The organism is Luteococcus sp. Sow4_B9 (assembly GCF_052116585.1).
Lineage (GTDB): Bacteria > Actinomycetota > Actinomycetes > Propionibacteriales > Propionibacteriaceae > Luteococcus.
Window position 1 is genome coordinate 1 of record NZ_JBQKKT010000010.1, and the last position, 20,656, is coordinate 20,656.

Below are 20,656 nucleotides of genomic sequence, written 5' to 3' on the forward strand. Positions count from 1 at the left end.
CTGGAAGGCAGCCCTTGCCGAACTCGCCAACGTCTACCCAGAGCGCTTCAACCCCTACCTGTAATCAAACATTCAACCGATCATCACTTACACAGATAGCTTGACAAGCTCAAGTCAACGGCCTGCTGACGAAACTCTGCCGAGTAGAACTTCTGGGCCATGATGATGATCATCTCGCTTCCTCCAGCCCATGCTGGATTTCACGTGTCCACAACCCGGGGTCAGGGTCCCATCGGTGAACTGCTCGACCTCGAGCTCGATGCCGTCATCGACCTGCCTGGCGCCGGGTCCTGGCTGAAAGTCCCGCTCGGCAAGCTCGAGACCGAGCGGATGGTCCCCATCGACGCCGACATACTCACCCTGCTCGACAGGATCACCACCACCCGCACCCCGGGCAGGCCGATCCCGCACCCCCGCACCGGCAAACCCGCCGATTTCTTGTTCACCGACCACGGACACCGCATCGGCTCCAACCGGCTGCGCCACGTCCTCAACCAAGCCACCCAGACTGCCCAGATCGGGCATGTCACTCCGCACCAGCTGCGGCACACCTACGCCACCGCCCTGGTCAACGCCGGTGTCTCGCTCCAAGCACTCATGGTCATCCTCGGGCACTCCTCGGCCGAGATGAGCCTGCGCTACGGGCGCCTGTTCGACAGCACCGTCCGTGACGAATACGAGCGGGCTCTCGACCTGGCCAAACAGCGCATCGGCGCGCTGCCTGCAACCCCCGCTGAGGATCTCGACGACGGCGTCGACTGGCGCACGACGCCGACCATCAAGACCGCCCTGGCCGGCGGCTACTGCCTACGCGCGCCTGCCCAGGGAGCCTGCAGCTACGCCAACATCTGCGAGAACTGCACCAGCTTCCACACCACCCGCACCTACCTGCCCGTCCTCCAAGCCCAACGCGACGACGCCAGAACCCTCGCCGACGACGCCCAATCTCGCGGCTGGGACCCCGAAACCGAACGTCATCTCCGCCTGATCAACCGCCTCAACACCCTCATGGACCACATCGCCTGACCAGACCACCGCAACAGGCCCTGACCAGCCCCGACTAGCCGGATAAGCAGGGGACAACGCCGCCATGGAAAGCTTCTTCGCCCTGCTGCAGAACAACGTTCTCAACCGTCACTATGGGGCTGGTCGCAGGGCCGGGCCCCGTGGCAGCAGCACACGGACAACAGGTGGACAACACCGGTCCCACCCGGGACAACACGGGAACGGCTGGGATGGAGCCATGAGAATCACGACCCTCCTGCTGGCCCTGACGGCCATCCTGTTCGCGGGATGCAGCCGTACCAGCGCACTGCCCGCCCCAGTCACCGAGGCTGCCCCAGTCACCGAGCCGGCCACAAGCACCGTCGCTCCCACCGAGAGTGGTCACCTGCCCGTCGGCAAGCCCTCCCAGGAAGGCACCGCAGGATCCACCAGTTCCGCCAGCGGCACCCCCGCCTCTCCACCACCGGCTCCCGTTGGCACTCGACGGGCCGCCAAGGACGGCATCACCTTCGACTTCGACCTCTTCCCCCTGCAACGGCAGGGCAAGGCGGTCGAGCTCACCGGACGCCTCACCGTGCGCGAGGTGCCGCCAGGTGGTGCAGAACTCACCGCTGGAGACCAGCTGTTCACCACCGTCAGCAAGATCGACGACCCCAACCACGGGCGCGCCAATGGTTTTCGTCTGGTGGACACTGCCGGGGCGGTGGTGCACTTGCCTGCCCGGATCGACGGGATCGACGCGTGCAGCGTGGAGAAGACGCCTCAGTGGCACGTGGGCGACGTGCTGTGGGTGAGCTGTCTGTTCGCAGCGCCGCCCGAGACCGTCCGGACCGTCATGGTGCAGACCCAGACCTTTGGATCCTTCAATGACGTTCCGGTGCAGTAGTCTCCGCCGGGCGGTGGCGCTGGCCGCAGTGCTGGCCGCTGCTCCGTTCGTCCTGACGACCCCGGGCCACGCCGAGAGCGCTGGACCATCGCCGCTTCCTCAGCCCGACGAGTACCGAACTCGCCCCTTCGCCGGCCCGATCCGTCCGCTGCTGCCCGTCACCCAGGACCTGGCGGGGATGGCGACCACCGAGATCGGGGCACGCCGCGTGTCAGCCCGGCTGGATGCGAACCTCGCCTTTGGGAAGGATTCGGCCGTCCTGCGCCCCGCCGCGCACCGGCACCTGTCCGAGTTGGCGACGGTGCTGGCCTCACGCCCGCCAGGCACGGTGGAGATCATGGGGCACACCGACGATCTGGGCAGTGCCCAGCACGGCTATGACCTGTCCCGGCGACGAGCGAACGCCGTGCGCAACCGGCTGGGCCCGGCCCTGGCGAAGCATCAGGTCATCATCCAGGGCCGCGGCGAGGACGAGCCCTTGGTCGAGAACCGCGACGAGGCCAGCCGGGCCCGCAATCGCCGCGTCGAACTGAGCTATCGAGCACCGTCCTGACGGTGGAGCGCAACACGGCGCGAGTCTCACAGCGAGCCCAGCGCGAGAGAGCCCGACCCGACCGGGCCAGACCCGAACGAGCCAGATCAGGCGAACGGAATCAGAGGCGGTCGGCGACGAAACGCATCTGCACCGGGGCCGCGCGACGCCAGAAGTCCGACTCGTGGTCTCCGCGCACGAACAGCGTCTGCGGCTCGGGGTCGAACTGCTTGGCCAGCCAGCGGTTGATGTCGATGTAGAAGTCGTTGACGCCGCAGGCCAGGTGCACCGGCAGATCCTTGATCTTGTGCAGGCGGTCCTGGAGGTTGTTCTCGATGTAGTCCCGCTCGTCATCGAAGGCATCGGGGTGGGGGCACCGTTCGAAATCCGGGTAGATGGCCGTGGCCATGGACCCGACGGCCTTCACCCTGCCGTGCAGTTCCTCGGCAGCCAACCGCAGCGCACCGTAGCCCCCCATCGAGTAGCCGATCAGCCCAAGTCTCGACGTGTCCAGACCCTTCTCCTGCAACTGCGGAACGAGCCCGTCGGAGACCACCCGCGCCCAGTCGACGCCGTCGGCCCGCTCATGCCAGAAACTGTGCCCGCCATCGAGTGTGGCCACGGCGAAGGGCTGCGCCCCCTCTGCGATCACTCTGTTCTGGTACCGGTCGAAGCCCAATTCCTCGAAGGGAAACCGGTGGTCGTCGCCATAGCCGTGCAGCACCACGATGACCGGCAGTCCGTCGGCGGACATCCCCTGCGGCACCGAGAGCGCCCAGGGCTCCGGGACCCCCGGCCGTGCGGCCGTGCTGAAGGTTGCGTACTCAACCTGGCCTGGCGGATCGGTGGGCATGGGCACGGGATCACCGTCGAGCTGCAGCCAGTAGCCGATGCGGTGACGCCCTGGCAGAACTCGCTCGTGGATGGCGACGCCGACGCCCGTCGCGCCCACGGCGGCAGCGCCTGCACCGAGCCCGAGAACCTGTCTGCGTGACATCCCCATGGAGTCACCCTAGGCACGCCCCGGACGCCGTCGGAGGTCCCGGGCGTAGACTTCTCCGGCTGCTCTCAGCCAGTGCTCAGCACCTCGTCGCAGCCCCGCAGTGGTGGAAACCCACCCTTTGCCTTGCCTGACAGGAGACCCAGATGACGACCCGATCGGAGACGGTGCTCCAGGAGGAAAGGGCGCACCTGGCGAAGTCCCATCGGGCCCTGGCCCGGATGCGCGAGGAGTCCGCCGACTGGCAGCAGGCCGTCGCAGGCGACTCCGTGAGCACCGCCTACCTGCGCCAGATGCTCTTCCGACGCATGGAGAGCCTGGAGAAGGATCCGGACACACCGCTCTTCTTCGGCCGGCTGGACTACAGACGTTCGGCCGGTGCCGAGGTGGACGAGGTCTGCCACATCGGCCGTCGGCACGTGATTGCAGAAGCGGGCGGCGATCCGCTGGTCATCGACTGGCGAGCACCCCTGAGCCTGCCTTTCTACCGCGCCCACGCAGGCGACCCGATGCACTGCACCCTGCGTCGTCGCTTCGGCTTCCAGCATGGCCAGATGACTGCCTACGAGGACGAGCAGCTGGACCAGACGCCCAGCGGTTCAGTCTCCGCCCTCCTCGAGGCGGAGATCGAACGGCCCCGTACCGGGCCGATGCGCGACATCGTGGCCACCATTCAGCCTGACCAGGACGTGCTGGTGCGCGCCGACCTGTCCACTTCCCTGGCGGTCCAGGGCGCCCCGGGAACCGGCAAGACCGCCGTCGGTCTGCACCGAGCCGCCTATCTCCTCTATGCCCATCGCGAGACGCTGACGCGCCGCGGGGTTCTGGTGATCGGCCCGAATGCGAACTTCCTTCGCTACATCGCCGACGTGCTGCCGGCACTGGGCGAGGTCGATGCACGGCAGGAGACCATCGACAGCCTCGTGGCGACGCACACGGGGCTGACCTGCAAGGGCGTCGATGAACCTGCCCGGGCGGTCCTGCTCGGCGACGCCCGAATGGCACGAGTGGCCTCCCGCGCCGTCTGGAGCCATGTCCGCGAGCCCGAGCGCACGCTGGAGGTGCCGATGGGGGTGCGGGTATGGCGCGTGCTGCCCCACCACCTCGCCGACGCGGTGCGTCAGGTCCGGACCCGTGAGGTGCGCTACACCGCAGGGCGCGAGATGCTGCCACAACGCCTGGCCCACCAGGTGCTGCTGCGGATGGAGGTCTCCGGCGCCGTCACCGATGACCGCGTGCAGAACAAGGTGGCACGTGGCAAGGACGTGAAGGCCATGGTCAATGAGATCTGGCCTGCGCTCACGGTGCCGAAACTCACCCACCGTCTGCTCACGGACCGCTCCTTCCTCGCGGCGTGCGCCGAGGGCATCCTGACCGAGCAGGAACAGGATCTGCTGATCGGGCCCAAGCCCGCCCGGACCCCCGGGGCACAGAAGTGGACACCGGCGGAGATCGTGCTGGCCGACGAGGTGGCCGATCTGCTGCTGCGCACGCCAAGCCTGGGGCACGTCATCATCGACGAGGCCCAGGACCTGTCCGCCATGCAGCTCCGAGCCGCGGGCCGACGAGCCAGCACCGGCTCCGTCACGCTCCTGGGAGATCTGGCCCAGGCCACCACCCCTTGGGCCACCACCAGCTGGCAGGAGTCACTGGCCCACATCGGACATCCCGAGGCAACCGTCCGGGAGTTGGTGGAGGGATTCCGCGTTCCGGGTGCCGTCATCGACTACGCAGCCCAGCTGCTGCCATCGATCGCTGCCCAGCTCACTCCCCCGCGCTCGATCCGCCACGACCGTGGCGAGCTGATCGTGCGGCCCTGTGAAGACCTGCTGACCGAGGTCGTGACACACACCCGCGCGCTGCTGGCAAAGGAGGGAACGGTGGGCGTGATCGTCGCGGACAATCAGGCCGAGGCGATCCGAGAGGCACTGGTCTCAGCCGGCGAACTCGTCGCCATTCCCGACGAGGCACCGGTCCGTGAGGCGCTGCCGGAGCCCGGGCCCAGCTCACGGCTCGAGGTGGTTCCCGCGGGGCTGACCAAGGGTCTCGAATTCGACCACGTCCTTCTGGTCGAGCCTGCAGGCATCGTGGCGGGCGAACCCGACCGGACCACCGGCCTGCGCCGGCTCTATGTCTGCCTGACCCGTGCGGTGACCTCCCTGATCATCCTCCATCATGACGACGTCCCGGCTGAACTCGCGCTATCCGACGGTCCTACGATGAGTTGAGCTCGTCCCCTTGCCGTGGATCGGCCCCGCCGCATCCGTCCCGACCAGTCTGGAGCCAATGATGTCCTCCCCCCGAGCCGCGACCACCGCATCCCACCAGACCCGGCGCCGCGGCGGCCCTGGCGGCACCGCCCTGTCCATAGGGCTGGCTCTCTGCCTGACCACATCGTTGACCGGCCTTGCGCAGGCGGCGCCAGATCCCAGTTCGCCTGATCCCCGGGTCCACCGGGTCACCGTGCTGTGCGACCAGCTGGGCGAGGTCGACCTGGAACTGACCGATGGACTCGACCAACCCGGCGCCGTCCGGGTGGCGGGCACCGGCCCCGTTCACCTCGCCGGCGAACCCTCCGTCACCGTTCGGCCGCACTCGGGAGATGCTCGGCGCACCGCTGCGCTCAACCGGCGCCCGACGAGCGCCGAGGCCACTGGTCTGCAGTGCGAACCAGTCACGCTGGAACTGCAGGCCGGTGCGGTGGCCAGCCCCGAGCGTGTGCAGGCAGCGGGCCTGTCCGCGGACGAGTCCGTGACCACCACCATCCAGGCACGGATGGACTATGACACCGACTCCGTGGTGCGCGCAGCTGCCGAACAGGCCATCAAGCCGATGGCAGTGGCACCCGGCAACCAGGCTGCCTACGGCGCCGTGGAAGCCTTCCCCTATTCCAGCCAGCTGACCAGCTACCTCGCCGGCCGATCCGGATCGGTGGCCCTGGCCTACCGTGCCGAGGGAACGAGCACCATCTACAGCCATGTGAAGGGCTCGGCCACCAATGTCACGGCCAGCATCGTGAAGATCGCCGTGATGGCCACCGTGATGGACAAGGCCCAGCGCGAGGGGCGCGCCCTCTCTGCCTGGGAGAAGTCACAGATCTCGCCGATGATCCGCTACAGCGACAACACGGCCACGACCGCCCTGTGGAACCACGTGGGACGGGGTTCGGCCGTGGGCGCCACGCTCTCCCGAATGGGGCTTCGCCAGACCACACCCGGATATGCGGGCTACTGGGGTCTCACAGTGACCAGCGCCCCTGACCAAGTGGTCCTGATGGATCACTTCGCCCGATCGAATCCCGTCATCAACGCCACCAACCGCAGTTACGGACTGTCCCTGATGCGTTCGGTCGCCTCCGATCAGGACTGGGGTGTCACAGCCGGCTCCGGCGACGACATCGCGGTGAAGAATGGCTGGCTGCCCCGCTCCGACGGCTGGCACGTGAACAGCGTCGGCTACAACCACAAGCTGCCCCGTCGCTACTCGGCCGCCGCACTGACGCACTCGACGACCGCTGGCATGTCCACCCAGATCTCCACCATCGAGGGCGCGTCGCGCATCATGTGGAACCGTCAGGTGGGCGCCCGGGGTGACTTCACCAATGACGGCCGCGCCGACCTGTTCGGCGTCAAGGGCGACACCCTCCACCTCTTCGCGGGGCTGGGCAATGGCAGGCTGGGGGCGCCGGTGGCGCGCGGTGCGGGATGGTCTGCAGTGACCTGGATCGGCAGCCCCGGCGACGTCACGCGGGACGGTCGCAGCGACCTGCTGGCGCGCCGCAGCGATGGCACGCTGCACCTGTACCGCGGCACTGGAGACGGCACCGTCACCTGGCTGCGCCAGGTGGGCCACGGTTGGGACGGCATCACCGCCTTCGCGACCGTGGGCGACTTCGACGGTGACCGCACGCCGGACCTGTTGGGGCGGGCACGCGACGGCCGTCTGATCCGCTATGTGCTGCCGAGCACCGGCGGCGCCTACAACGCGGGGACCGTGGGCACCTCCTGGAACTCGATGACCGCGATCCTGGGCGTCCAGGGCGTCACCAATGACGTGCGCGGTGACGTGATTGCGATGCGCAATGACGGCCTGATGTTCGCCTACACCTCCACCGGGGTCAGGCTGGCTCCGGGCAAGCAGGTGGGTCACGGCTGGCGCCCGGTCCTGGTGGCTTCGTCCGGGGACCTCACGGGAGACCAGGTGGATGACATCAGCTACCAGACGTCGACGGGATTGCAGACCTATCCCGTGGCGCGCGGTGGCCAGATCCAGCCCGCTCGCCCGTCGGGCACCACGGCCACAGGATTCCGACTGCTCGGCTGAGACTGTCCGGGCGGCCGCGGCCCAGAGGGGGGCTCAGGCCGCCCGGTCCTCGGCGTTCATGCCCTTGGTCAGGACGAAGGTGGTCACGGCAAAGGTGAACGGGATGGCCAGGATGCCCATCAACAGGGTGGCGTAGCGCTCGTCGAAGTGGATGGCCTCGACGAGGATGGCTGAGCCCACGCTGGTGAACAGCAGGTTCACCAGTGTGGAGGCCGGGAAGGCCAGGAAGCGCTTCCAGGTGGGGCGCACCCGGTAGGTGAACCAGCAATTCATGAAGAAACTGAAGACCACGGACACCGCCCAGGCGAGCAGGTGGGCGGGGAACCACGCCATCACCAGCAGCAGCGCGCGGTAGCAGAGGTAGTAGACGGCCGTGTTGGCCACGCCGACGACGCAGAAGCGGACGAGGCGCCACAGAGTGGGCGACCACATCTCCCAGCGATCCTGGAGACCGGCCTTCACGAATTGCCTTCGAGCTCAAGCCTGCTGTCGTGCTCGACGACGTAGTGCGGACGAGCCTTGACCTCGGCATAGATCCTGCCGATGTACTCCCCCACCAGCCCCAGGGAGAGGAGCTGGATGCCGCCCATGATCGTCACCACGGCGATGGTGGTGATGTACCCAGGGGTCTCGACGCCGGTGCGCAACCAGTTGACGACGAGCCACAGCAGGTACAGCAGGCCACCCAGCGTCGTTGCTCCGCCGACGCCGGCCAACTGCCGCAGGGGCCTGTCATTGAAGCTGATCACACCGTCCAGCCCGTAGTTGACCAGGGAACGGAAGCTCCACGACGAAGCGCCGGCATTGCGCTGGACATTCGCGTACTCGATCGTCTCGACGGGGAACCCGATCCACGCGAACAGCCCCTTGCTGAACCGGTTGCGCTCACACAGCGAGAGCAGCGCGTCGACTGCCGGCCGGGAGAGCATCCGGAAGTCGCCGGCTCCGTCCTGCAGTTCGACATCGATCATGGCGTTGACCATGCGGTAGTAGAAGCGGCTCATCATGGTGCGTGTGAAGGGGTCGCCGGCGCGGGTCCGACGCGCCACCACCTGACCCGCACCGCTCGTCTGGAGTCGCTGGTACATGTCCGCCAGCAGCTCGGGGGGATGCTGCAGATCCGCATCGATGATCGCGACGGCCTCGCCGGTTGCTTCCCGGAGGCCGGCGAGCATGGCAGCCTCCTTGCCGAAGTTCCTGGAGAAGGAGATGACCCGCACCATCGGGTCCTGCTGGGCGATGCCCCAGGCCACCTCGTAGGTGTTGTCCGGGCTGCCGTCGTTGACCAGGAGAAGCTCCATGGCGACCCCCAATTCATCCCTCAGTGCCTGAATTTTCTGATGCAGCATGGAGAGGTTCTCGGCTTCCCGATAACACGGGACAACGACCGATAGCGCGGGGTCGGGCACGCGCCAAGTGTAGGCGCCAGTTCCACTTTCCCACTAACTGAACACGTCATTCTTTCAAGAGTCATAGGATGTCGTGACCCCAAGGAGTTCCCGTGCCCACTGCACTTCGCCACCACCGCATCCTGTCCGCCTCGACGGCGGCCGTGCTCACCCTGGCAGTGCACCTGTTGGTCATGCGCAGGCGACAGATCGTGCCCTTTGGCGAGACGACGCGCGGCGTGGGCGACTATGGCCCCCAGTACGTCCCCTTCCACCATGCCCTGTCCCAGATCCTGCACGGCTCGGAGCAGATTGGCCTCGATTTCAACTGGCTGTCCGGAGGCGGCGTCGCCTTCCTTCCCGACTACACCACCTATCTCGCAAGCCCCTTCGCACTGATGGTGGGTCTGTTCCCGCCCAGCCAGACGGAGCTCGCACTGACCGTGACAATCTTGATCAGGCTGTCAGTCGCGGCAGGCGCGATGTCCCTCCTGCTGACGAAGCTGACACCTTGGGTGACCCCATGGGCCACGCTGCCCTTCGCAGTGACCTACGCCACCAGCGCCTGGGTCTTCGACATCGCGATCTACACGCCCCAGTGGCTGGATGGACTCATCTCCTTCCCCCTGTTGTGCCTGGCAGCTCTGTGGTGTCGGGAGGACCGTCGTCGGCTCCTCGCGATCCTGGTGGTGGCCGAGGCCTGGTGGTCCAACTACTACACGGCCTACATGGCCAGCCTCGGGGCGGCCCTGTTCCTGGTGCTCTGGCTGGCGACGACGGGGGTCTCCTGGCTGGAAGGGCTCCGGTCAGTCCTTCGATTCGCCCTGACCGGTCTCGTCGGCGTCCTGCTCGTAGCCCCGCTCCTGGTGCCCACCGCCCTGGCCGTCGCGAACGGCGTCCCCTATGGCCGCAGTTCGCTGGGCGAGGTGACCCCCCGCTCAGCGCTGGTGCGGCTGCTGCCCTTCACGGAGGGGGTCATGCGAACCCCGGCGCTGGCCGTGGGGACTCTGGGCCTGCTGCTCGCCCTGGCCCAGCCCTTCTGCTCCCGGCGCCCCCTTCGGCAGCGGCTGGTCTGGACCGGCGGTCTGGCCGCACTCTTCGGAAGCCTGCTGTGGCTTCCCACCGTGATGGCCTGGAATGTCTTCGACATCCCCAATGGAAATCCCTTCCGCTTCTCCTTCGTGCTCACCGGCTTCCTGGTGCTGACCGCGTGGTTCTGCGTCCAGGATGGCAGGCTGGGCTCCGTGACGGTGCTGCGTTGGCCGTCGATGCTGGCCTGTCTGGCCGGAGTCGGGCAACTCATGCTGCTGACACGTCTGGCGAACCAAGTGCAGGAGAAGCAGCTTCTCATCCACCCGAGTGCAATCTCGGCCTGGTCCCTCCGAATCGGGGCGGGTGTGCTCCTGGTGAGCCTGGTCCAGTTGCGCTGGCGCAAAATTGCCGCCCTTGCGGCGGCCGCACTGGCCCTGCTCTCCTTCGTCGAGACGGAACGCAGCGCCTACTTCATCGACACCGCCCTGAGGATCGATCTGGGGACTGCTCCCGCCCATGATCCGACGGCGAGGAACTACCAGACACTGGCCAGTCGGGCCACCAGCCAGGCCACCTGGCCCCAGGGACGTGTCTCGGCGGAAGCGTGGCCGCGAGAGTACTCCTGGATGAGTTACAACAACCCGTTGCTGCGGGGCTATCCGTCACTGCCCTACTACAGTTCCACGCTTCCCTTGGCGGTCTCCGAGACCCTGCAGGGTCTCGGTGTGGCCTCCCGGGCGAATGGTCGCATGCTGATCGACACCCGCGATCCGGGCCTCGATCCGCTCCTCGCGGTGTCCGTGCGAGGGTCGGACCACCTACTCACACAGACTGACCGACTGGAGGCCTTTGCGATGGTGCGCGCGGTGGGTGCGGCGCCCGCTTCCGCCGCCGGCCTGCCGCGTCCCGCCCGCCTGCGCAATGACCTGCTCGACGAGCCGGTCTATCACCCAGCAGAAGGCATCCACTTCTCGAAGGAGCCCCGACAGAACGGACGCCTCACCGTGGGAGTCGGCGAGACGGTGGTGGCCACTGCCTCATGCGCACCGGGGCAGGTGCTGCAGCTGTTCATCGACGGTGGTAATGGGCTGGTGGAGTGGTCTGATGCCTCGGGCGGCAAACACCGCATGGGCAGCTTCGACCGCCGGGTGCTGACCCTGGCCCCGGCGCCGCGGGGGGCCATCCGCCTGTCGGGGCGCTCACCTGCAGGCATCAGCATGACCCCAGGGGGTCTGGCCTGTCTGGACAGCAGTTCCCTCGCGCAGCAGGTCTCCAGCATGGAGACACCGTTGATCGACGTCGACGGGGCAAGTATCCATGCGCAATTCGCACAGCCGATCCGCGGCTCGATCATCGTGGCCACCACGGCGCAGCGCGGATGGACCTGCAGCCTGGACGGGCGCGAGGTGCCGGTCGAGCCACGCTCGGGCCTGTTGGGCGTGCACGCCGACGGGCGGTCCGAGCTGTCCTGCAGCTACCACACGCCCGGGCTGCGGACGGGCCTCGCCCTGGGGGCACTGGCCGCGATCCTGGCCATGGCCTACTGGTGGGCCGGACGCCGACGCGACCGCGTGCGGGCGGCCGCGACACGGGCGGAGGGTGACTGAGCCACAGCCCCGACGCTCCCCTCGGGCCGATGCACTCAGCCCCGGTCTGGCCCCCAACGGCCCACCTCGTCGTCCACCAGTTCACGCCAGGCTCGCACCAGGGGCGCATCCACATAGGCCTTGTACTGTCCGAGCGGTCGCGCACTGCCACTGATGTGGAAGGCTGTCACCCCCGCGCGCGCCAACCAGGGAATGTGCTCCGGCTGGAGACCGCCGCCGGCCATCACCAGCGCCGACACCCGATCGTCGCGACGGCAGCGCTCCAACAAGTCGTCGAGACCGTACTCCACCCCGCGAACCGAACCCGCGCTGAGCACCTGGTCCAGCCGTGGCAACGGGAGCAGGGCTCGCCAGGCCCGGTCGGTGTCCAGCGCGTGGTCGACGGCTCGATGGAAGGTCCACGGACAGTCAAGCTCGGCGGCCAGGGCCGCGCAGACCTCGACGTCCACCTCGTCGTATCCGTTCAGGAAGCCGAAGACCACCCCGTCGGCCCCCGCATCGCGGTAGCTCTGCACGAGCCCCGTCAGGCGCGTGAACTCGCCGCCGTCCGTACCGAATCCTTCACGCAGGCGCAGCACGGGGCGGATCTCGATGTCCACGGCCGTCCGCACTCGCTCGACCATTGCTGGTTCCGGGGATGTCCCTCCACCCTCAAGCGTGCCCACGAGTTCCACGCGGTCGGCACCACCCTCCGCACTGCGACGGGCATCGTGCTCGTGCAGGCAGGTCACCTCCAGCAGTCCAGGCATGGTCACATCATGTCCCACGACGGCCTCCACCAGCAGCTGATTCGTTGTCCGATCGACCCGCGGAACCGTTCAGACGATGCGCTCCCGCAGTGGACGCACCAGCCGCAGCAGCCAGACCAGCAGCATCGAGGTGGCCGACGTACCAAGCCAGAACAGGAGTGAGCGTCCCAGACCTCGCTCGAGCGGGATGGTCTGCTGCCTCAACAGACCGAGGAGCATGGGGTGAACCAGGTAGACCCCGAAGGCCAGGGAACCCAGCTGGCCCAACCTCGCGGCCAAGCGAGGATGGAGTTGGAGCCAGGGCTCAGAGCGTTGGGCCAGCAGGAAGACTGCCACCGCACTCGTGACCACCAGGGGCGTCTCGTACTCGAACCAGACGAAGATGTGCTCGGCTCGCCGCGCGGAGTCCCACAGAGTCAGCGCGCCAATGCCCAGCACTGACCCTGCAAAGAGCCCTACCAGCCATCCCGGGGGCGGCCGACGGTCAGTGGTGGCCAGCAGGCCCCCCAGCAGGACGAACATCGCGTAGCCGGTCACCTGGGGCGGCGTGACCCACTCCAGGGCGCGCCACAGGATCCCGGTGGGTTCGAAGGGCGCCAGGGAGTTTGCGCTCATGAAGGCGGCCCACAGAATGACCATCCCCTTGGCCAGCCGTCGCTCCCGGAAGATCCACCACAGGACTGGCAAGACCAGGTAGACACCGATCATCACGGGCAGGAACCACAAGTGGTAGTACGAGACGGGCAGTGTTCGCAATGCACCATCTCGCTCGAATTCCTGCCCTTTCAGAAAGGGATCGAACCAGCTGTAGACCAGACCCCAGAAGACCAGCGCTCCCAGGAGCCGCGGGATGGAGCGGCGCAGCAGTGAATTCCATGTCGGCTGGCGGCGGCGACGAAGGAAGAGGGCCCCGGTCAGCATGAAGAAGATCGGAACGCACCACCGGGTTGCGGCATCCAGATAGGCCAGTTCACGCCATCCCCGCGTGTGGGGATCGGTCAGGCCCCATTCCAGACCAGATGCATGCAGAAGAACGACGGCGGCGGCGGCCCCGCACCGCAACAGGTCCAGATATGCAATGCGCTGCCTCTGCTCCCCGGCCAAGACACCTCCCACATCATGGACAACAGACCGAAAGTCTAGGCCGGTGAATTCCCCCAGGGAGGCGCGACACCCGAACAGGCGTCAGGGAATGACCACCTGCGCAGACCAGGCCCAGGTGAGGGCCATCTGCACCGGAACCAGGAAGACACAGACCACCACGAACCAACGCCCGGTGAGCTTCTGCCCCACCAACCAGAACAGGGGGAAGGCCGCCATCAGGAAGCGACCCCGCGGGCCCACACCGGAGAAGAGGACCATCTGGGCCGTGAGCAACAGGGCATAGGCGGCGGGCACCCACGGGATCCGGGCGCCACGCCAGATGGCCCAGACCACCAGGGCCAGGAAGAGGAAGCCTGCCTCGGTCACCATGTAGTCAGGGTCCCGGACCAGCTCCAGTGGGTTCTTGAGGATCAGCCAGAACTTCCACCCCAGGTCAAAGCCCTGCCCCCAGAAGCGGTCCTGGATGGTGAACCAAGCGGCCGGATCGCCGGTGTGCCGCCCCAGCCACACCCAGTAGCCGAGGATTCCCAGCGGGGCGAGGGCCGGTGCCAGCACGGCCCCCCGAGTGGGGACGAGAGTGGGTGCCGGCTCCAGGCGGGCCTGTCCTTCCTGCCACTCGAGGAGCCAGCGACCAAGCCGACTCCGCCCCAGTGCCGTGCGCAGCCAGGGCCAGACACCGGGCCAGCACAGGGCACCTGCCACGGCACCGGCAGCCACCAGGCCGACGCCATTGGGTCTGGTGGCGGACGCGTCGGCGGCCAGCAACCCGGCCACCAGCCAGCGACGGTCATGGAGGGCAGCCATGCTGGCGATGGCAAGTGTCACCATCAGCGGATCCGACATCACCAGGGTGCTGGTGGCCAGGCCTGGCATCACGACGAAAAGCAGCGCCGCTCGCCGAGCAGCCAGAGGCGTGGTGATCCTGCGCCCCAGCCACAACATGAGCGCAGCGGCCACCGCACCCAGACAGAGGTTCAGGACCACCGCCACGGTCACCGGTGGCAGCTGGGTGATCCGCACCAGGGCCCTGACCACCAGCGGGAAGAGCGGGAAGAAGGCGCCGCGGGCCTCATTGATCTGTCCGGCCTGCGGAACCTCGTCGGGGTAACCAAGGTGGGCGATGTCCAGATAGAAGGGGCCGTCCCAGGGAGCGAAGACGCGACGCCAGCCAAGTGATTCCCGTTGGTGCAACCCATAGAGGGCCAGGAGGCCCAGGATCCTGGTCAGCGCATAGAGCCCCAACACCTGCCCCAGGTGCCGCGTCCAGCTCGACTGCGCCTGCATGTCCCCCGCCAACCCTTCCTGCCACTGAAACGTCTTCCCAATCTAGTGCGTCGGGAGGTCAGTGACCGCCCTGCACACTGGACCGCCCTGCACACTGGGCGGGAGAGCACACTGGGCGGGACAACAGAATGGGCGGGACAGGCCACGAGGGCGACCCCCCTTGTGGGGAGCCGCCCTCGTGGGACGCAGCGTGCGGGCGGGATCAGAAGCCCATGCCGCCCATCTCGTCGCCGCCGGGCATGGCCGGAGCGGCCTTCTCGGGGGCATCCGCGATGACAGCCTCGGTGGTGAGGAAGAGCGCGGCGATGGAGGCGGCGTTCTGCAGGGCAGAACGGGTCACCTTGGCCGGGTCGATGATGCCCGACTCAACCATCTTCACGTACTCGCCGGTGGCGGCGTTGAGGCCCTCACCGACGGGCAGGTTGGCAACCTTCTCCGCGATGACGCCACCCTCAAGGCCAGCGTTGAGGGCGATCTGGCGCAGCGGGGCCTGAGCGGCCTGCAGCACGATCTGGGCGCCGGTGGCCTCGTCACCCTCGAGCTGGTCGAGCTTGACGTTCTTGGCGGCCTGGATCAGCGCCACGCCACCACCGGGGACGATGCCCTCCTCGACGGCAGCCTTGGCATTGCGGACGGCGTCCTCGATGCGGTGCTTGCGCTCCTTGAGCTCCACCTCGGTGGCCGCGCCGACCTTGATGACGGCCACGCCGCCGGCCAGCTTGGCGAGGCGCTCCTGCAGCTTCTCGCGGTCGTAGTCGGAGTCCGAGTTCTCGATCTCCTTGCGGATCTGGGCCACGCGGCCGGCGATCTGCTCGGCGTCACCAGCACCATCGACGATGGTGGTCTCGTCCTTGGTCACCACGACGCTGCGGGCCTGGCCCAGCAGCTCCAGGGTGGCGGTCTCCAGCGAGAGGCCCACCTCCTGGCTGATGACGGTGCCGCCGGTCAGGATGGCGATGTCGGCCAGCATGGCCTTGCGACGGTCACCGAAGCCGGGCGCCTTGACGGCAACCGACTTGAAGGTGCCACGGATCTTGTTGACGATCAGGCCGGCCAGGGCCTCACCGTCGGTGTCCTCGGCGATGACCAGCAGCGGACGGCTGGACTGCATGACCTTCTCGAGGACGGGCAGCAGCTCCTTCAGCGAGGAGACCTTGCCGTCGACGAGCAGGATGTAGGGGTTCTCGAGCTCCGCCACCATCGACTCGGTGTCGGTGACGAAGTAGGGGCTGATGTAGCCCTTGTCGAAGCGCATGCCCTCGGTGAGCTCGAGGTCGAGGCCGAAGGTGTTCGACTCCTCGACGGTGATGACGCCTTCCTTGCCCACCTTGTCCATCGCCTCGGCGATGATCTCGCCGACGGTCGGGTCGGCGGCGGAGATCGACGCGGTGGCGGCGATCTGCTCCTTGGTCTCGACGTCGATGGCCATCGTGCCCAGCTCCTCGCTGATGGCCTTGACGGCGGTCTCGATGCCCTTCTTGAGACCCATCGGGTTGGCGCCTGCGGTCACATTGCGCAGACCCTCACGGACCATTGCCTGGGCCAGCACGGTGGCGGTGGTGGTGCCGTCACCTGCGACGTCGTCGGTCTTCTTGGCGACCTCCTTGACGAGCTCGGCACCGATCTTCTCGAAGGGATCCTCGAGCTCGATCTCCTTGGCGATGGACACGCCGTCATTGGTGATGGTGGGGGCGCCCCACTTCTTCTCCAGGACGACATTGCGGCCCTTGGGGCCGAGGGTGACCTTGACCGCGTCAGCCAGGGTGTTCATGCCCCGCTCGAGTCCGCGGCGGGCCTCGATGTTGAATTCGATCAGCTTTGCCATGGTCTTTCGGGAGTCCTCCCGCGTAAGGGGCCATTGGCCCCGGTTCTGTCAGTGTCTTGTGGCGCGTGTGTCCCGATGCCCGCGACGGACGGCCCTGGGGCCTCATCGATGACCTCGCGCTGGCACTCGATTACCCTGAGTGCCAACTCCATTTTTAGCACTCGACACAAGAGAGTGCAAAGACCCATCGACGACGGGCAGAATGGCCGCGTGGTCAAGCCCTCCCCCGGCCGCCAACCGGCCTCTCGAACGATGCTCGCGGTGCGCAATGTCGGCAACTGGTCGAACCTGAGCACCCCGGCGGGCCTCATCGTCGCGCGTTTGGGTGGGGCCAGGCTTCGCCGCGGGCCTCGGGGACTGTGGTTCGCCGATGGCTACCGATGGGGCTTCCCGGCCGGATCGGCCTTCACCATCGGCAATGTGGTGACCACTGGCCACCCCGATCTGGCAGCGCTGTTGGCGCGTCGTCCCGGATTGCTCGAGCACGAGGAGAGCCACGCCTGGCAGTGGGCGATGTGCGCTGGGCTGCCCTTCCTTCCGCTCTACGGCTCCATGGCGCTGTGGTCACTGCTGCACCACGGCGACCATGCCACCGGCAACTTCTTCGAGCGCCAGGCGAACCTGCGCGACGGCGGTTACCCGACGGGAACGTGACCGTGCCCGGTACTCCCACGGGAGCACCGAGCACGATCGCCCCTTGTCGGGGCTGAGTTACTTCAGTCCGTCAGGGCTACTTCAGCCTGTCAGGCGAACTCAGTTCTTCAGGTCCTCAACGACGTCGTTGACCTTGTCCTTGGCCCCTTCGACCTTCTGGCCCACCTGGCCGTCGAACTCCTGCGCGGCACCCTCGGTCTGCAGTCGCTCGTTGTCCGTGGCGTCACCGGCCGCCTGCTTGGCCTTGCCAACCGCCTGGTCCTTGAGATTGTCGATCTTGTCACCGAAACCCATGACTGCTCCTCACATTCGTCGGGATGGTCGACCCTTGCGGATCGGCCAGTGAATTCGACGGTAGTGCGCGCCGGCCGGCGATCGCGAGGACTTGCGCGCCAAGCGAAATGTGCACCTGCTGGAGATCTGGTGAGAAATCAGCCAGGCAACCGGGCGGCGGAACGGGCCTGCGCCCGCTGCCCACGCAGCCGCTGGAGCCGCTTCACCAGCAGAGGATGACGCTGGAGGGCCGCCGGCTCGTCGATCACCTGGTTGAGCAGCTGGTGGTATCGCGGCAGCGAGATACCGAAAAGATCCCTGACCTCCTGCTCCCGCACGGAACGGGCGGTCGCAGGCCGGCTGGCCGCGAAGTCCAGTACGGCCAGTTCCAACTGGTCGAGACCGCTGGGCGTCTGGTCGCAAAGGGCATCGGGCATGCGGACGATTCTAGGCCCGGAGTCACCCCGGGCTGGCCGAACGACAGTTCTGAAGGATGCCAGCTCACCCCCCGAGCTGCCAGACTGGACGTGCGCACGGCCACTCGGGAGCCGTACCCGGACCACGAAGGACACCAGACGCATGCACCAGATGTCGGGCACCCTCCAGCACTACGCGTGGGGATCGACGACGGCGATCCCTGAGATCCTGGGGATCGAGGCCACAGCGGAACCGCAGGCCGAGTACTGGCTCGGAGCACACGCCAGCGCCCCCTCGACCGTTGACGGCCAGCCGCTGGACCAGCTGATCCAGCAGAACCCCGGCATCGTCGGGACGGCCAGCGTCGACAGCTTCGGCCCCTGCCTGCCCTACCTGCTCAAGGTTCTGGCTGCCAACCGTCCCCTCTCCCTGCAGGCGCACCCGACCCGCGCCCAGGCTGAGGAGGGTTTCGCCCGGGAGAACGAGCAGGGGATCCCGCTGGACGACCCCAAGCGCACCTACAAGGACTCCTGGCCCAAGCCGGAGCTGATGCTGGCGCTGACCCCCTTCGACGCGCTGTGCGGTTTCCGCGACACCCTGAAGACCGCGGAACTCTTCGAGCAGGTGGGCATCCCGGCCCTGGACCAGATGGTGGCTCCACTGCGACTGCGCCGCGGCTCGGCCGGCCTGATGGAGGTCTTCCTGGACGCCCTCGGCCAGACCGATGAGCGTCGCGACCTGGCCAATGAGACCGTCGCGCGCTGCCTCCCCCACGTCGAGGACGAGGGCGATTTCGGAGACTTCTGCCGCACTGCGGTGATGCTCGACGAGTACTACCCGGGCGACGGTTCGATCCTGGCCGCGTTGATGATGAACCGCTTCACGATGCAGCCGGGCGAGGGGGTCTTCCTGCCCGCCGGCAACATGCACGCCTACCTCAAGGGCACTGGGATCGAGATCATGGCGAACTCGGACAATGTGCTGCGCGGTGGCCTGACCCCCAAGCACATCGACGTGGACGCACTGGTCTCGGTGGTGGACTTCGACGCCGCCCCGGTGGAGCTGGTGCGCGCCGTGGAGGAAGCCCCCGGCCTAAGCCGCTATCCCACCCCGGCCCCCGAGTTTGCCCTCTGGCAGCTGGACCTGCGCGATGGCATCGAGGTGCGGCTGCCGGCCACGGGCTCCGGGCGGACCCTGCTCGTCGTCGACGGTGACCTGACGGGCTCCGATGGCACGACCCTGAAGAAGGGCGAGGCTGCCTTCCTGGAGGCCGGCGAGGATGTCACCGTCACCGGCAACGCCACGGCCTTCCTCGCCGCGCCCGGCGTCTGAGAATCGACAGCGGGCCCGTTGGCTGGGCACAATTGACCCCAGCCAACGGTCCTGCCGTCGGCACGCCTCTGTAGCTCAGTCGGTAGAGCGCCTCTCTTGTAAAGAGGATGTCGCGGGTTCGAATCCTGTCAGAGGCTCCACCGGCCGGCCGCGGCCCCTCACTGGGCCAGCGGCCGGCCCTTTGACTTCCAGGCCCTCATGCCACCGGTCAGTTCGGCCGCGTCGACGCCGCGCTCGATGAGCATGGCCGTCGCCTTCTTGGCCTTCGTTCCGCCACCGCAGCTCACCGGAATCGGTCCGGACAGCGTGGGCAGCTCATCCAGCCGAGCGAGGAGCTGGGTCAGCGGGATGTGAATGGCGCCCGGGGCGTGACCCGCATCCCACTGGGACTGGTCACGCACGTCGAGGATGACGGCATCGTCGGTCAGGTCATCGATGGAAACCTGTGGGAGCGAGGAGAAGTCGGCTTCGGTCATGACCCAATTCTGTCGCAGGAGCGCCGCACCGGCAGCCCGCCGCGGGAATTGTCGCGACCGCTGGACTGGGCGCCGAGATGCACGGGGCTTGCTTCCGGAGGTGCTCGCGCCGCAGGGAAGGGGGCGGCGTGGAAGGATGGCGTGGTGACTGACAACCCGATCGAGCCCGGCACCTGGGAAAAGATGGTGGCGGCCAACCCGCAACACCCGTACAACTACGCGGAGCGCTTCCGCCAGATGGCCGCGCAGGGAGCGGACCTCTTGGGCGAGGCGCGCTTCGTGGACGCCATGGCCCCGCGCGGTGCCCGCATCCTGGATGCTGGCTGTGGCCCAGGCCGCCATGCCAGCTGGCTGGCCCAGCGTGGACACGAGGTCGTGGGAGTTGATCTTGATCCGACGCTGATCGAGATTGCCCGTCGTGAGGCACCAGGCCCGCAGTACTTCGTGCAAGACCTCATGCTCCTCGACCTCCCAGCCCAGGGCGTCACCGAGGGATTCGACGTGATCATGAGCGCCGGGAATGTGATCGCCTTCCCAGCTGCATCGAGCCGGCGACGCATCCTCGCCAACCTGGCAGCCCACCTCAAGCCGGAGGGGCGGGCCGTGATCGGCTTCGGCGCCGGGCGCGGCTACGAGTTCCCCGACTTCTTCGCCGACGCCGAGGCCAGCGGCCTGCAGCTCGACCTCGCGCTGTCCACCTGGGATCTCAAGCCGTACACGCCGGACTCGAACTTCCTGGTGGCCATCCTGACGCGCGCCTGATCTGCCA

The 20,656-nt window shown here is 67.5% G+C and carries 19 protein-coding genes and 1 tRNA gene; 10 read left to right on the plus strand and 10 right to left on the minus strand.

The genetic code is table 11. The annotated features are described in order from the left end of the window. Positions 1–204 precede the first annotated feature (204 nt). From ACTQ49_RS07990 to ACTQ49_RS08000, 3 genes are all read left to right on the plus strand, one after another. Positions 205–1,026, plus strand: coding sequence for a tyrosine-type recombinase/integrase (locus ACTQ49_RS07990; RefSeq protein WP_441827318.1), 822 nt, complete (start codon positions 205–207; stop codon positions 1,024–1,026). Between the two features lie 217 nt (positions 1,027–1,243). Next, complete coding sequence (locus tag ACTQ49_RS07995) at positions 1,244–1,891, plus strand: hypothetical protein (RefSeq protein ID WP_441827319.1); 648 nt, start codon at positions 1,244–1,246, stop codon at positions 1,889–1,891. A gap of 13 nt (positions 1,892–1,904) precedes the next feature. Beyond that, positions 1,905–2,444, plus strand: a complete 540-nt coding sequence (locus ACTQ49_RS08000; protein ID WP_441827320.1) for an OmpA family protein — start codon at positions 1,905–1,907, stop codon at positions 2,442–2,444. 100 nt (positions 2,445–2,544) lie between these two features. Here the strand turns inward: ACTQ49_RS08000 and ACTQ49_RS08005 are convergent, their stop codons facing one another. Then, positions 2,545–3,426 carry an alpha/beta hydrolase-fold protein gene (locus tag ACTQ49_RS08005; protein ID WP_441827321.1) on the minus strand — a complete coding sequence of 294 codons (882 nt, stop codon included), beginning with the start codon at positions 3,424–3,426 and terminating at the stop codon, positions 2,545–2,547. 143 nt (positions 3,427–3,569) lie between these two features. Here ACTQ49_RS08005 and ACTQ49_RS08010 point away from each other — a divergent pair, with 143 nt between their 5' ends. Beyond that, entirely contained in the window at positions 3,570–5,651 is a 2,082-nt protein-coding gene (locus ACTQ49_RS08010; protein WP_441827322.1) for a HelD family protein, read from the plus strand. A 61-nt stretch (positions 5,652–5,712) separates the two neighbouring features. Further along, positions 5,713–7,746: an FG-GAP-like repeat-containing protein gene (locus ACTQ49_RS08015; RefSeq protein WP_441827323.1), complete on the plus strand. Its 2,034-nt coding sequence runs from the start codon at positions 5,713–5,715 to the stop codon at positions 7,744–7,746. Between the two features lie 33 nt (positions 7,747–7,779). On the opposite strand, the gene ACTQ49_RS08020 is transcribed toward ACTQ49_RS08015, so the two are convergent. After that, positions 7,780–8,178: a GtrA family protein gene (locus ACTQ49_RS08020; protein ID WP_441827324.1), complete on the minus strand. Its 399-nt coding sequence runs from the start codon at positions 8,176–8,178 to the stop codon at positions 7,780–7,782. A 26-nt stretch (positions 8,179–8,204) separates the two neighbouring features. After that, positions 8,205–9,155 (minus strand): glycosyltransferase family 2 protein, encoded by a 951-nt coding sequence (locus tag ACTQ49_RS08025; protein WP_441827325.1) that lies wholly within the window; start codon positions 9,153–9,155, stop codon positions 8,205–8,207. Positions 9,156–9,247: 92 nt separating this feature from the next. On the opposite strand from ACTQ49_RS08025, the gene ACTQ49_RS08030 reads away from it, so the two are divergent. Then, positions 9,248–11,773 (plus strand): YfhO family protein, encoded by a 2,526-nt coding sequence (locus ACTQ49_RS08030; protein WP_441827326.1) that lies wholly within the window; start codon positions 9,248–9,250, stop codon positions 11,771–11,773. A 35-nt stretch (positions 11,774–11,808) separates the two neighbouring features. Here the strand turns inward: ACTQ49_RS08030 and ACTQ49_RS08035 are convergent, their stop codons facing one another. From ACTQ49_RS08035 to groL, 4 genes are all read right to left on the minus strand, one after another. Next, a complete protein-coding gene (locus tag ACTQ49_RS08035) occupies positions 11,809–12,522 on the minus strand; it encodes a copper homeostasis protein CutC (RefSeq protein ID WP_441827327.1) in 714 nt (237 codons plus the stop codon). A gap of 69 nt (positions 12,523–12,591) precedes the next feature. Next, on the minus strand, positions 12,592–13,626 hold the full coding sequence (locus ACTQ49_RS08040) for an acyltransferase (RefSeq protein ID WP_441827328.1): 1,035 nt from the start codon (positions 13,624–13,626) through the stop codon (positions 12,592–12,594). 81 nt (positions 13,627–13,707) lie between these two features. Beyond that, on the minus strand, positions 13,708–14,910 hold the full coding sequence (locus ACTQ49_RS08045) for a hypothetical protein (RefSeq protein ID WP_441827329.1): 1,203 nt from the start codon (positions 14,908–14,910) through the stop codon (positions 13,708–13,710). Positions 14,911–15,112: 202 nt separating this feature from the next. Then, a complete protein-coding gene (gene groL, locus ACTQ49_RS08050) occupies positions 15,113–16,735 on the minus strand; it encodes a chaperonin GroEL (RefSeq protein ID WP_441827330.1) in 1,623 nt (540 codons plus the stop codon). A 210-nt stretch (positions 16,736–16,945) separates the two neighbouring features. On the opposite strand from groL, the gene ACTQ49_RS08055 reads away from it, so the two are divergent. Continuing rightward, positions 16,946–17,389, plus strand: a complete 444-nt coding sequence (locus ACTQ49_RS08055; protein WP_441827331.1) for a hypothetical protein — start codon at positions 16,946–16,948, stop codon at positions 17,387–17,389. Positions 17,390–17,488: 99 nt separating this feature from the next. Here the strand turns inward: ACTQ49_RS08055 and ACTQ49_RS08060 are convergent, their stop codons facing one another. Both ACTQ49_RS08060 and ACTQ49_RS08065 read right to left on the minus strand, forming a co-directional pair. Then, on the minus strand, positions 17,489–17,683 hold the full coding sequence (locus ACTQ49_RS08060) for a CsbD family protein (protein ID WP_441827332.1): 195 nt from the start codon (positions 17,681–17,683) through the stop codon (positions 17,489–17,491). Positions 17,684–17,820: 137 nt separating this feature from the next. Then, complete coding sequence (locus tag ACTQ49_RS08065; RefSeq protein WP_441827333.1) at positions 17,821–18,099, minus strand: DUF3263 domain-containing protein; 279 nt, start codon at positions 18,097–18,099, stop codon at positions 17,821–17,823. Between the two features lie 142 nt (positions 18,100–18,241). On the opposite strand from ACTQ49_RS08065, the gene manA reads away from it, so the two are divergent. Together manA and ACTQ49_RS08075 are read left to right on the plus strand one after the other, a co-directional pair. After that, the gene (manA, locus tag ACTQ49_RS08070; protein WP_441827334.1) at positions 18,242–19,411 is read left to right on the plus strand and encodes a mannose-6-phosphate isomerase, class I; all 1,170 of its coding nucleotides are present in this window, start codon (positions 18,242–18,244) and stop codon (positions 19,409–19,411) included. A 64-nt stretch (positions 19,412–19,475) separates the two neighbouring features. Continuing rightward, positions 19,476–19,551: transfer RNA gene (locus tag ACTQ49_RS08075), tRNA-Thr, on the plus strand. Between the two features lie 18 nt (positions 19,552–19,569). Here the strand turns inward: ACTQ49_RS08075 and ACTQ49_RS08080 are convergent. Next, a complete protein-coding gene (locus tag ACTQ49_RS08080) occupies positions 19,570–19,887 on the minus strand; it encodes a rhodanese-like domain-containing protein (protein ID WP_441827335.1) in 318 nt (105 codons plus the stop codon). 144 nt (positions 19,888–20,031) lie between these two features. On the opposite strand from ACTQ49_RS08080, the gene ACTQ49_RS08085 reads away from it, so the two are divergent. Continuing rightward, positions 20,032–20,649: a class I SAM-dependent methyltransferase gene (locus ACTQ49_RS08085; protein ID WP_441827336.1), complete on the plus strand. Its 618-nt coding sequence runs from the start codon at positions 20,032–20,034 to the stop codon at positions 20,647–20,649. The last annotated feature ends 7 nt before the right edge of the window (positions 20,650–20,656 follow it).